Annotated in this window: 8 protein-coding genes and 1 pseudogene; 7 read left to right on the top strand and 2 right to left on the bottom strand. The window is 61.5% G+C overall.

Going from position 1 to position 12,197, the window contains the following annotated elements; translation table 11 throughout:
* Positions 1 to 121: 121 nt before the first annotated feature.
* A pseudogene (locus THITH_RS19630) lies at positions 122 to 352 on the bottom strand (FeoB small GTPase domain-containing protein); the annotation flags it as partial.
* A 222-nt stretch (positions 353 to 574) separates the two neighbouring features.
* Here THITH_RS19630 and THITH_RS01850 point away from each other — a divergent pair.
* From THITH_RS01850 to THITH_RS01820, 7 genes are all read left to right on the top strand, one after another.
* Entirely contained in the window at positions 575 to 1,144 is a 570-nt protein-coding gene (locus THITH_RS01850; RefSeq protein ID WP_006746213.1) for a restriction endonuclease subunit S, read from the top strand.
* A complete protein-coding gene (locus THITH_RS01845) occupies positions 1,141 to 2,700 on the top strand; it encodes a type I restriction-modification system subunit M (RefSeq protein WP_006746214.1) in 1,560 nt (519 codons plus the stop codon). The genes THITH_RS01850 and THITH_RS01845 overlap by 4 nt, the downstream gene beginning before the upstream one ends.
* The gene (locus tag THITH_RS01840; RefSeq protein ID WP_006746215.1) at positions 2,697 to 3,767 is read left to right on the top strand and encodes a virulence RhuM family protein; all 1,071 of its coding nucleotides are present in this window, start codon (positions 2,697 to 2,699) and stop codon (positions 3,765 to 3,767) included. The genes THITH_RS01845 and THITH_RS01840 overlap by 4 nt, the downstream gene beginning before the upstream one ends.
* A complete protein-coding gene (locus THITH_RS17370; protein WP_006746216.1) occupies positions 3,764 to 5,095 on the top strand; it encodes a restriction endonuclease subunit S in 1,332 nt (443 codons plus the stop codon). Before THITH_RS01840 ends, THITH_RS17370 begins: the two co-directional genes overlap by 4 nt.
* 88 nt (positions 5,096 to 5,183) lie before the next feature.
* On the top strand, positions 5,184 to 6,053 hold the full coding sequence (locus tag THITH_RS01830; RefSeq protein ID WP_006746217.1) for a Fic family protein: 870 nt from the start codon (positions 5,184 to 5,186) through the stop codon (positions 6,051 to 6,053).
* A 3-nt stretch (positions 6,054 to 6,056) separates the two neighbouring features.
* Positions 6,057 to 9,284: a type I restriction endonuclease subunit R gene (locus THITH_RS01825; protein WP_006746218.1), complete on the top strand. Its 3,228-nt coding sequence runs from the start codon at positions 6,057 to 6,059 to the stop codon at positions 9,282 to 9,284.
* Positions 9,281 to 9,991 carry a M48 family metallopeptidase gene (locus THITH_RS01820; protein ID WP_025367193.1) on the top strand — a complete coding sequence of 237 codons (711 nt, stop codon included), beginning with the start codon at positions 9,281 to 9,283 and terminating at the stop codon, positions 9,989 to 9,991. Before THITH_RS01825 ends, THITH_RS01820 begins: the two co-directional genes overlap by 4 nt.
* Before the next feature lie 60 nt (positions 9,992 to 10,051).
* Here THITH_RS01820 and THITH_RS01815 read toward each other — a convergent pair whose 3' ends face one another.
* On the bottom strand, positions 10,052 to 11,455 hold the full coding sequence (locus THITH_RS01815) for a Fic family protein (RefSeq protein WP_006746220.1): 1,404 nt from the start codon (positions 11,453 to 11,455) through the stop codon (positions 10,052 to 10,054).
* Between the last annotated feature and the right edge of the window lie 742 nt (positions 11,456 to 12,197).

The raw sequence follows: 12,197 nt of genomic DNA, 5'->3' as shown, positions 1-12,197 counted from the left end.
AGCGCGCGCTGGATGCTCCGGACATCGCGATCGGCGTCCCCGGGCCGGATGAACGGGAACAGCTCATGTTGAGTACCGCGATCAGCGGCAGGCCCATCTCCAGGAGCTGCAGCGTCAGCATCAGGCCGCGCCGCAGTTGGGTCGCGTCCAGAACATTGATCACGGCCTGTGGCGATTCCTGAATCAGGAACTGGCTGACCACTTGCTCTTCCGGCGAGAACGCGCTCAGGCTGTAGGTGCCGGGCAGATCGACCAGCTCGATGCGCAGTTCGTGACGATCGATGCGTCCGGTCTTCTTCTCGACGGTCACTCCGGGATAGTTGGCGATGTGCTGGCATGGCCACACATGCATCAGGTTGGAATGCTGATTGCCGTGGCAAGCCGATTTTCTGCCCCCCCTCCAGTCCTCGGCCGATGCCGTAGGCCAAGTGGCGGCCGGTGCAACCCCGGAGCGGAGTGTCTTTGCCGTCCGTCCCTTCAGGTTTTGTAGAAACGCCGTTACGCCGTATTGACAAGAGCGGCCCTGACGCGTAGCGTCACGGTGGTCGAATATCGTAATGGCGTTCCTGCAAGAATGAACCTTGGCAAAGTGGCAGACGTACAGATGGGTTACCCGTTCCGATCGCGTCTTGAGCACGATCCTCAGGGCGATGTCGCGGTGATCCAGATGCGGGAGATCGACGACACCAACCTGTTGCACGTCGGGGGCGCGATCCGGACGAGGCTGCCCAAAGGCAAGACGCGCCATCTATTGCAAGCGGGTGACCTCCTGTTTCGCTCGCGCGGGCGTAGCAATGGCGCGGCACTGCTGGGAGCCGATGTGGGTCCGGCGGTCCTTGCTGCGCCTATGCTGCTGATTCGGCCTCATGGCATCCTGCCCGAGTACCTGTGCTGGTACATCAATGCACCCGCTGCGCAGGCACGGCTGGCAGCGTTGTCCGAAGGCACCTCGGTGCGAATGATCAGTGCAGAAGCACTGAAGGCGCTGGAAATTCCATTCCCGTCACTTGCCGTGCAACAGCGCATCGCCCGAATAGCCGCCCTTGCTGAACAGGAGCAGACGCTGCTCGCTCATATTGCCAGCCTGCGCCAACGCGTCACTCAGGATCGATTGATGAACTCCGCTTACGGGAACAGCCAATGACCAATCCGCTCACCCAGCAAGACGTCAACAACACCGCGTGGGCCGCCTGCGACACCTTTCGCGGCGTCATCGATCCGGCGCAGTACAAGGACTACATCCTGGTGATGCTGTTCCTCAAGTACATCAGCGACCAGTGGGCCGACCACTACGCGGAGTACAGAAAGGAGTACGGCGACAACGAGGAGCGCATCCGCCGCAAGCTGGAGCGCGAGCGCTTCATCCTGCCCTACATCGAGTTCAGAGACGAAAAGACCGGCGACATTGCCGACCGCTTTCTGGCCGACTTCCACGCCCTGTACGAGCGCCGCAAGGCGGCCAACCTCGGCGAGCTGATCAACATCGTGCTCGACCACATCGAGGAAGCCAACAAGGCCAAACTCGAAGGCGTGTTCCGCAACATCGACTTCAACTCCGAGGCCAATCTCGGCAAGACCAAGGACCGCAACCGCCGGCTGGAAAACCTGCTGGGCGACTTCGCCAGGCTCGACCTGCGCCCTTCGCGCGTGTCCGAAGACGTAATTGGCAACACCTACATCTACCTGATCGAGCGTTTCGCCTCCGACGCCGGCAAGAAAGCCGGCGAGTTCTACACCCCCACACAGGTTTCGAAGCTGCTGGCGCAACTGGCCGCGCCCCAGCCTGGCGATCGAATCTGCGACCCCACCTGCGGTTCCGGCGGGTTGCTGATCGAAGCCGCCGCGCTGGTGGAAGCACAAGGCAGCCGCGACTTCGCTCTGTTCGGCCAGGAGGCCAACGGCAGCACCTGGGCACTGGCGCGCATGAACATGTTCCTGCACGGCAAGGACGCCGCCCGCATCGAATGGGGCGACACGATCAACAGCCCGGCGTTGGTCGAGGCCGACCGGTTGATGCGCTTCAACGTGGTGGTGGCCAATCCGCCGTTCAGTCTCGACAAGTGGGGTGCTGCAGAGGCCCAGGCCGACCGCTACAACCGTTTCTGGCGGGGCGTGCCGCCCAAGTCGAAGGGTGACTACGCCTTCGTCACCCACATGATCGAAACCGCGCTGCCGCAGGAAGGGCGCGTAGCCGTGGTGGTGCCGCACGGCGTGCTGTTCCGGGGCGGGGCCGAAGGCCGCATCCGCCGCGCGCTGATCGAGGAAAACCTGCTCGATGCCGTCGTCGGGCTTCCTGGCAACCTGTTCCCCACCACCTCCATCCCGGTCGCCATCCTGGTGTTCGACCGCGCCCGCGAAAAGGGCGGCGCCCGCGAAGACTGCCAGGACGTGCTATTCATCGATGCCAGCCGCGACTACCAGAGCGGCAAGAACCAGAACGCTCTGCTCGACGAGCATATCGCCCGCATCCTCGAGACGTTCCGCGCTCGCCAGCCGGTGGACAAGTACGCCCATGTCGCCAGCCTGCAGGAGATCGCCGACAACGACTTCAACCTCAACATCCCGCGCTACGTCGACACCTTCGAGGAAGAAGAAGAGATCGACGTCGCTGCCGTCGAGCAGGAGATCGAGCGTCTGGAAGCCGAACTGGCCGAGGTACGGACACGGATGAAGCAGTACCTAAGGGAGCTGGGCGTATGAAGAAGAAGCAGGAAACGTCGCTTGTCCGCTCCTCGGCGGCGGAGTATCTGACTTTTGTCGCTGCCAGTGGCCAGGGTGGCGTGGAGGCCATTTATGCGGATGAAAGTATCTGGCTGACCCAGAAGATGATGGCTCAGTTGTACGATGTGAACGTGCGCACGGTGAACGAACATCTGAAAACAATCTTTGCCGACAGCGAGTTGCGTAAAGATTCAGTTATCCGGAAATTCCGGATAACTGCCTCCGACGGCAAGAACTACAACACCCAGCATTACAAGCTGCCCGCCATCATTGCCGTGGGCTACAAGGTCAACTCCGAGCGCGCGGTGCAGTTCCGCAAGTGGGCCACCGGCATCATCGAGCAGTTCACCATCAAGGCCTACGCGATGGACGACGAGCGCCTGAAAAGCGGCGGCTCCGTCCTGAGCGAAAAGTACTTCGAAGAACAGCTTCAGCGCATCCGTGAGATCCGCCTTTCCGAGCGCAAGTTCTATCAGAAGATCACTGACATCTACGCCACGGCGATCGACTACGACGTGACGGCGCAGGCCACCAAGCGCTTTTTCGCCACCGTGCAGAACAAGCTGCACTGGGCCATCCACGGAAAGACGGCTGCCGAGATCGTCTACGACCGCGCCGATGCCGAAAAGGCGAACATGGGGCTGACCACCTGGAAGGACGCGCCCCTCGGCAAGATCCAGAAGTTCGACGTGGCCGTCGCCAAGAACTACCTGACCGAGCACGAGATGGCACAGCTTTCCCGCCTGGTCAACGCCTATCTGGATGTTGCCGAGGACATGGCACAGCGCAAGATCCCGATGACCATGCAGGATTGGGAAACCCGCCTGAATCGCTTCATCGAGGCCACTGACCGCAATGTGTTGCAGGATGCGGGCAAGGTGACGGCGGAAATCGCCAGGGCACACGCTGAAAGCGAGTTCGAAAAATACCGCATCGTGCAGGATCAACTGTACGAGTCGGACTTTGATCGGATGGTGAAGGCAGTAGGGGAACTGGAGCCGGCCGCGCGACAACTCGAAGGGAAAGGGCGGGGGAAGAAGAAATGAACAGGGTCGCGCAAGAAACCTCCGGCTACCGAGAGGTCCACTTGGCAGATGTCGTCGACCAGGACTCCCCGATTTGCTACGGCATCGTCTTGCCGGGTGCTCATGTTGATGACGGTGTCCCCGTGATCAAGGTCAAGGACATAGCACAAGGTGGCGTCCGCACAACGGGATTGCTGCAAACATCGCCTGATATCGATGCCAAGTACAAGCGCTCACGCTTAACCGGGGGCGACATCCTCTTGTCGATACGAGGAACAGTCGGCCGCCTTGGGGTCGTACCTGATGAACTGGCTGGCGCGAACATCACCCAGGATACTGCGCGAATCCGAATCTCATGCTCAGAGACTCGCGCATATGTATACCAAGCACTGCAAAGTGATGACCTGCAGGTTCAGATTCGGGATCACGTAGTCGGCCAGGCCGTGAAAGGCATCAATATTCGCGATGTCAAGCGGCTTAAGCTTCTCCTGCCTATCGAGCGTCATGCTCAGAAGTATATTTCTGAACTGCTGAGAACCCAGGACACCGCCATCCAGAAAACCGAGCAACTGATCGCGGCGAAGGAGCGTCTTCTTCATCAACTTCGTGAACGCCAGCTTCAGCATGGAGAGCGCTCTAAGCGAACCAAGCTCACCACCGTCACTCGTCAGTCCACTGCGCGAAACAAGGTGGCGATCGGGCGCGAAGCGGTCATGGCCGTGACCAAGCAATACGGTATGCGCCCGATGCGCGAAGAGACGATTGCCGCGAACATTGAGCGGTACAAGGTGGTGCGACCAGGGGCGTTTGCCTACAACCCGATGCGTCTCAATATCGGCTCAATCGCCATGTCTCACTTCGCTACCGACATCCTCGTAAGCCCGGACTACGTAGTCTTCGAATGCGATGAATCAAAGCTGCTGCCGGGGTTTCTGAACCATCTTCGTTTCTGTCGTCGCTGGACGAGTCATTTTCAGTCAGCGGGCAACGGCAGTGTCCGGATTCGCATCTATTACGACGACCTGGGTGCCTTCACCTTCGATCTCCCTTCCTTGGATGTTCAGAGGCGAATTGTCAGGGCTCTCGATGCGGCTGTGATCGAGTTGGAGAAACTGAAGGAATATGCGGAGGCATTAAAAGTCCAGAAGCGTGGTCTGATGCAGAAGCTGCTCACGGGCCAGTGGCGGCTGCCGGTCGCTGCAGCACCCTCTCCCCCGGCCCCTCTCCCGCAAGCGGGAGAGGGGAGTCGAAGGCCGGGAGAGGGCATTTCCGCAGAAAGCAAAACGGCCCCGGAGGAAGTCCAGAGCCGTCTTGCCGACCGGGGAAAGTCCAATCCATGCACCAAATGAATGACCTCGCCAGCTATCCAGGTAGCGGCCCGGAAGAGCCCCTTGGGCACTTGTCACCGGCGAGGAACCTTTGAGCGGAGTGTAGCCCATGACCGATTCAGATGACCACAACGCTGACCAACGCGTCCGCTGGGTCGACAGCCTTCCGGAAGAACTGCACCGGCTTGCGCGCGACTGGCTCGCTGCGCAGCCCTTGCCAGCGGAGAACGAAGGCCGTTTGTGGCAGCGCCTGCGCATCGAGTGGAACTACAACTCCAACCATATCGAGGGCAATACGCTCACCTACGGCGAGACCCTTTTGCTGCTGATCCATGGCCGCACGCGGGGTGAACATTTGCTGCGCGAGTACGAAGAAATGCGCGGACATGACGTCGCGATCGAGTTGGTGCGGTCTCTGGCACGAGAGGAGCGACAATTGGGCGAAGGGGATCTGCGCGACCTCAACCGCATCGTGCTCAAGGAGGGCTTTTGGCGTGTGGCGCAGACACCGGGCGGCGAGCCGACCCGCAAATGGATCGAGCCGGGGCGTTACAAGACGCAACCGAATCACGTCATCACCGCTACTGGCGAGCTGTTCCACTTCGCCACGCCGGAGGAAACGCCGGCTCGAATGGCGGACCTGGTGCAGTGGCTGCGCGGAGAGATGCAAACCCCGACCCTCGCACTACCCGAATTGCTGGCCCGGCTACATCACAACTTCGTCCGCATTCACCCCTTCGACGACGGTAACGGGCGTGTCGTCCGGCTGCTGATCAACTTCGTGCTGCTGCGCGCCGGGCTCCTGCCGCTGATCGTCAAGAGCCGCGACCGGCGACGCTATCTGGAAACGATCGCGCAGGCTGATGCCGGCGACCTGACCGGGCTGGCCGAGTTTTTCGCCGCAGCCATGGGCTGGTCGCTCCGCTTGGGACTGGAAGCCTCACGCGGTTTGATCGAACTACAACCCGACGACGAATAGACGATGGACGGCTTCCGCTTCGACGAGAAATACCTCTCCCAGATCCCGGCCCTGCAGGTGCTGGTCAATCTGGGGTACCGATACCTGACGCCTGCCGAGGGGATGTCGGCCCGTAGGGGCAAGGCCGGCAACGTGCTGCTGGAGGAGATCCTGCGCGAGCAGCTGAAGATGCTGAACCGCATTCAGCACAAGGGTGGGACCTACCTCTTCAGCGAGGAGAACATCCAGAGTGCCATTCAGCGGCTGAAGAACGTCAAGTACGACGGCCTGCTGAAGACCAACGAGGCGGTGTACGACCTGCTGACCCTGGGCGTGGCGTTGGAGCAGTCCGTCGAGGGCGACCAGAAGAGCTTCACGCTCAACTACGTGGATTGGCGCAACCCGGAGAACAACGTCTATCACGTGGCTGTCGAGTTCGCGGTGGAGCGCACGCGCAGCGTTGAGACCTGCCGGCTCGACACCGTGCTGTTCGTCAACGGCATTCCCTTCGCCGTGATCGAGTGCAAATCGCCGAAGGTCGAGGTGGCTCAGGCCATCTCGCAGACCATCCGCAACCAGCGCGATGAGTATATCCCACGCCTGTTCACCTATGTGCAAATGGTGCTGGCGGTGAATAAGAACGAGGCCCGCTACGCCACCACCGGGACGCCGGCGAAGTTCTGGTCGAAGTGGAGGGAGGATGTGACGGACGCAGAACTGGCGCCACTGCTGGAACGGCCACTACCGGAATCGGTGAAGGCCTCGCTGTTCGATCTGGTGCTTGGCGGGCTGGGAGTGGGTGATGATGCCGGAGCCTATCTCGCGCACCGGATGCCGACCGAACAGGATCGGGCGCTCTATGCCTTGTGCCGGCCCGAGCGCCTGCTGGAAATGGCGTGGGCTTTTACGGTGTTCGACGGCGGTGTCCGCAAGATCGCTCGCTACCAGCAGGTATTCGCCATCCGCGAGGTGCTCGCCCGCGTCACGCAGACCGACGACAGTGGCAAACGGCGGGGCGGCATCGTCTGGCACACGCAAGGATCGGGCAAGTCGCTGACCATGGTGATGCTGGCCCGCGCCCTGGCGCTGGAGCCAGCCATCCGTAATCCGCGCATCGTGTTGGTGACCGATCGGGTGGATCTGGACAAGCAGCTTGGCAACACCTTCGCTGCCTGCGGCCTCTCGCCCGACCGGGCCGAGAGCGGCCGACACCTAGTGGAACTGGTGGCCGACGGCAACGCGCACATCGTTACCACCCTGGTGCACAAGTTCGACAAGGCGTTGGCCTACAAGAAATTCAGCGATGCCTCGCCCGACATCTTCGTGCTGGTGGACGAGACCCAGCGTACCCAGCTAGGCAGTTACTCGGCCCGCATGCGCCAGATGTTTCCCAATGCCTGCTACATCGGTTTCACCGGCACGCCGCTATTGACCCGCGAGAAGAGCGACGTGGCCAAGTTCGGCGGTGTGATCCACACCTACGCCATCGACCAGGCAGTGGCCGACGGCGCCATCGTGCCGCTGCTCTACGAAGGGCGCATGGTCGAGCTGGAGCAGAATCAGGCCGCCATCGACATCTGGTTCGAGCGCCATACCCAGGGGCTGACGGACCAACAGAAGGCCGACCTGAAGAAGAAATACGCCCGTGCCGAGATGCTGAACAAGGCGGAGCAGGTGATCTACATGCGCGCCTTTGACATCAGCGAGCATTACCGCCAGAACTGGCAGGGCACCGGCTTCAAGGCGCAGTTGGTGGCCCCGAACAAGGCGGCGGCGCTGCGCTACAAGGCGTTCCTGGACGAGCTCGGCTCGGTCACGAGCGAGGTCGTCATCTCGCCGCCCGACGAGCGCGAGGGCTTCGACGACATCGATGCCGAGGAATCCACCGATGCGGTGGTCGCCTTCTGGCAGCGCATGATGAAGCGCTACGGCTCGGAGGAGGACTACAACAAACACATTGTCAACGCCTTCAAGTTCGGCGACGAACCCGAGATCCTGATCGTGGTGGACAAGCTGTTGACCGGCTTCGATGCGCCGCGCAACACGGTGCTCTACCTGACCCGCCGGCTGAAGAACCACACGCTGTTGCAGGCCATCGCCCGGGTCAATCGCCTCTACGAGGACGCGGGTGACACGGGTGGCGGCGGCCGGACCAAGGAGTTCGGCTATGTGATCGACTATGTGGGCGTGCTGGGCGAACTCGACGAGGCGCTGACCACGTACAGTGCCCTGGAGGGCTTCGAGGAGGCCGACCTCAAGGGTGCGCTGGCCTCGATCCATGAACAGACCCGGGTGCTGCCGCAGCGCCATGCCGAACTGTGGGACCTGTTCAAGACGGTGAAGAACCGGCAGGACGAGGAAGCCTTCGAACAGTTGCTGGCCGACGAAAAGCTGCGCGCCGATTTCTACGAGCGGTTGTCGGCCTACGCCAAGACCTTGGGGATTGCGCTGTCCAGCGAACGCTTCATCACCGACACGCCCGAGCAGAAGCTGCGCGTCTATAAGAACGACCTGAAACGCTTTGTCAACCTGAAGGCGGCGGTGAAACTGCGCTACGCCGAGTCGGTGGATTATCGCGATTTCGAGCCGCGTATCCAGAAGCTGCTGGACACCCATATCTCGGCCTCCGAGGTGGTGCAGCTCAACGCGCCGGTCAATATCTTCGACGACGCCGCGTTCCAGAAGGTCGTCGAGGAACAGGGAGGGGGAGGCGAGAAGAGCCTGGGCGCGAAGGCCGATACCATCGCGCACGCCACCAAGCGCGCCATTCACGAGCGGCTGGAGCAGGACCCCGCCTTCTACGAGAAGTTTTCGAAGCTGATCCAGCAGGCCATCGACGACTACCGCGCCAGGCGTCTGACGGATTTGGAGTACCTGCAACGGGTCACGGAGATCAGGAATGCCGTGGTTTCGCGCAAGGACGATGACCTGCCGTCCGTGCTGAGTGGTAACGCGGACGCAGCCGCTGTTTATGGCCTGCTCCGCCCGTTTGTCGCGAACCATCTGAGCGACGCCGACCAGGCGCAGACGACCGCCGCAGAGGCGGCGATCGCGCTGTGGGACATCTTCCAGCGTAACCGCAAAGTAGGTTACTGGGACGACCTCGACGCCCAGCGCCGCACGATGAACGAGATCGACGACTACCTCTATGACGAGGTGAAGGGCGCGCGGGGTATCGCGCTCTCGACCGACGAGATGGACGGGATCATCGACAAGACGATGCAGTTGGCCCGCCACCGCATCGCGGGATGAAGCACATGGTCGGAAGCTTGACGTATGGTCGCGACACCATCCGCTATGAGGTGTGTTTCCTGGAATCCCGAAAGACTCTGTCCATCGAAGTTCATCCGGACAGCCGCGTGCTGGTGCGTGCCCCGATGGGTTGTTCACCATCTGTGATCGCCGAGCGGGTGCGGAAACGCGCCCGCTGGATCAGCCGGCAATTGGCTGAGTTCGATGGCTATCGCCCGCGGACTCCGGCACGGCAATACATCAGTGGCGAGTCGCACCTGTACCTTGGCCGGCAGTACCGGCTGAAGCTCCTGGCGGGCGATAAAGCTGGTGTGAAATGCGCACGGGGCCAGTTGCTGGTCAGCCTGCCTGGCGAACCGGATCCGGAGCGCGCCAAGGCGGTGCTGCACCGCTGGTATCTCGACCGCGCCCAGGTGGTCTTCGGCGAGGTGCTGGAAGGCTGTCTGCGCCGCTTCAAGAGTGCCCAGCGTCCGCGGCTGATTGTACGGACCATGCAGTCCCGCTGGGGTAGTCTGTCACGGGCCGGCACCATGACCTTGAATGTCAAACTGATTCGCGCACCGCGCCCGTGTATCGAGTACGTGATCACCCATGAGCTGTGTCACATCCAGCATCGCGATCATGACGCGCAGTTCTACACGTTGCTGGAGCAGATGATGCCCGACTGGGAACAACGCAAGCGGAGGCTGGAAACCGCGTTGCTTTGATGATCTAGCGAGGAGCACCCAACTTCACTCGGAGTTCGCCGGGTTTGGTGCTCGTCCCCTTCATCCTTCTTTGGGCTGTTGCATTGGCTGCCAGGCCCGGTACTCGGACAATCGCAGACGATACCGGGTCACGTTCCCCTCGTGCAGGTTGCGCAGATCGTCCATCGCCAAGATCACGACCGCGTCCAGGTCCTCTGCTGGGACCAGGGATGCTGCTACTCTGCGTACCGCTGCCTCGCCGGGCTGCTGCTGCCCGCGCACGATTTCGGCCACGATCGCGATCAGCGCCTCGCGGTGGCGCAGACGTACGGGATCCGGCTCGGCTGTGGTATCGCGGATCACCATGTAACGCCGGCAGGAGCGCTCGTAGGCCCACAGGAACACGTCGCGCAGCAGCTCCACCCGCTGCATCTCGTAGACGCCGAGCGTGCCTTCGACATAAGCCCGTTCCGGTACATCGATGAAAGACAAGGGGCAGAGGTTGTGCCGGATGAGCGGAATGTTGGCGCCCAACCGGGAGACCCGCTTGTTCACGTCCACGAAGGGTTGCAGGTACGGGATGTGGACCATGATGAAAAAAGTCTGCTCGAAAGGGTCGTCGATGGCATCGGCCTTTGCCAGGATCATGCGGAAATAGGTTTCGATCTGTTGCGGGATGGCCAGCGGGTGGAACACCGTGCCGCTGACCTCGACGATCCGGCTCCGGAGCCGCCCGCTCTCACTGGGATCGGCGAGCAGGTTCTCCGACAGCAGCGCATGCAGGTTGTAGAACGTGAAGGTGTTGAAACCGATGTCCTCGGCCTGCTCCACCAGCAGTTCGATGGCCGCCTTGTGGTTGATGATCATCTGCGCTTCACGGCGGTCCTTGCCTTCCGCAACCTGGCCGCGCTCGAGCAGGTTTTGCGTATCGAGCCGGGAATAGGTGTTGCCCTCGAGACGGCTCGAAGCCCAGGACAGGTCGATCAGCAGTCGCCCCAGGATGTCGCGCGCATAAGTGCCTGCCGGGCGCTCGCCGTCGGGCGAACGGCCGATCTGGTGCAGGTGTGTGAGGAGTTCCGGCGCCAGATAGCGGGTCTTGTTGGGCCGATACGCCTCCAGCAATCCGCGTTCGTAGCCCACCGGGGTGCGGTGCTGGATCGGTTGGCGGACGTAGTCCCTGATCTCTTCGCCTTCGGTGGTTGTGGGAACATAGACCTCGATTCTGACCGCCACCACATCCGACCCTTCTTCCTGGGCCGCCATCGTTCCCGTTATTGGAGCGAGTCGGTACTTGAGCGCGCGGCCTTCGCCCAGTGTGTGCAGACGTTGCTGTTCAACCAGCGAGGCCAGGCGGCGCTGCAAGGTGCGGCGGCTCACAACGTCGGCCAGAGCGGCATGCAGATCGTCGATGCCGACCCCCTCCGGATGTCGGGCGATCTCTTCCACTATCCGCGCAACCAAATCCTCAGAAAGTTTTTTCGGCATGACTCACCTGAGTGTTGGCGCGAATAGGGTATTCGCGCCAATAAAATACCTCGTAATGACGCGATATGTCTATTTGCGCGCCACTTGTTTTGGCGCGATCCATGCCGAACACCTGCCGTTGTTCAAAGCCATTGTCGATAAATCGATGTGTTCAAGAAGCTCCGTCCCTGGCAATCAGGGCGTGCCGCCGCATAGATCGGTGATCAACGCGCATAGGATGTCCCGCCGCGACAGGCTTGCCGGCCGGTGGGATTCGCTCCGCCAACTCGAGGGGTAGTCATCTGGGGCTGGTGACTATCCAGGGCGGGCTGGTGACTCTTCGACCCAGCCGATGCCGAGCGCGTGAAGTCCTTCGTGGCCGACAGCTTGCACGACGCTCTGAACGGACCGCTGCCTGTGACTCGTCTGACCGGCACGATGGTCGGCGTAGCAGGCCGGAAGCAGCATTCTGGCTACCCGTTCGTAGGGATCCGAACAGTGACGCCGTTTGCCGAGATCGAGACCGGTATCGTGGAGCCAACCGACCCACGCCTTGGTCCCGAGACGCTTGCGGCTCTGGGGATCTCAAGGTAGGGGGCGGCCTTTGTACTACAGACTGAGCATCGGGGCTTATGCGTTTCGACGAACCGCAAGATGTGTTTTGTAGTACGAAACCATCTTGACAAGGGGGCCCGCTGCGCGCCCCCGTTGCATCCCCTGCCTGTAGCTCCTTCAGGACATTGAGCCCGTTGCGGAGCCAGTG

Source organism: Thioalkalivibrio paradoxus ARh 1 (assembly GCF_000227685.2).
Lineage (GTDB): Bacteria > Pseudomonadota > Gammaproteobacteria > Ectothiorhodospirales > Ectothiorhodospiraceae > Thioalkalivibrio > Thioalkalivibrio paradoxus.
The sequence above is the reverse complement of the archived record's forward strand: the minus strand, read 5'-3'. Positions and strand labels throughout refer to the sequence as shown.

Bases quoted from the DNA above. Each gene is read 5' to 3' on its own strand.
- THITH_RS01850 (WP_006746213.1), top strand. From the start codon at position 575: ATGAACCTTGGCAAAGTGGCAGACGTACAGATGGGTTACCCGTTCCGA.
- THITH_RS01845 (WP_006746214.1), top strand. From the start codon at position 1,141: ATGACCAATCCGCTCACCCAGCAAGACGTCAACAACACCGCGTGGGCC.
- THITH_RS01840 (WP_006746215.1), top strand. From the start codon at position 2,697: ATGAAGAAGAAGCAGGAAACGTCGCTTGTCCGCTCCTCGGCGGCGGAG.
- THITH_RS17370 (WP_006746216.1), top strand. From the start codon at position 3,764: ATGAACAGGGTCGCGCAAGAAACCTCCGGCTACCGAGAGGTCCACTTG.
- THITH_RS01830 (WP_006746217.1), top strand. From the start codon at position 5,184: ATGACCGATTCAGATGACCACAACGCTGACCAACGCGTCCGCTGGGTC.
- THITH_RS01825 (WP_006746218.1), top strand. From the start codon at position 6,057: ATGGACGGCTTCCGCTTCGACGAGAAATACCTCTCCCAGATCCCGGCC.
- THITH_RS01820 (WP_025367193.1), top strand. From the start codon at position 9,281: ATGAAGCACATGGTCGGAAGCTTGACGTATGGTCGCGACACCATCCGC.
- THITH_RS01815 (WP_006746220.1), bottom strand. From the start codon at position 11,455: ATGCCGAAAAAACTTTCTGAGGATTTGGTTGCGCGGATAGTGGAAGAG.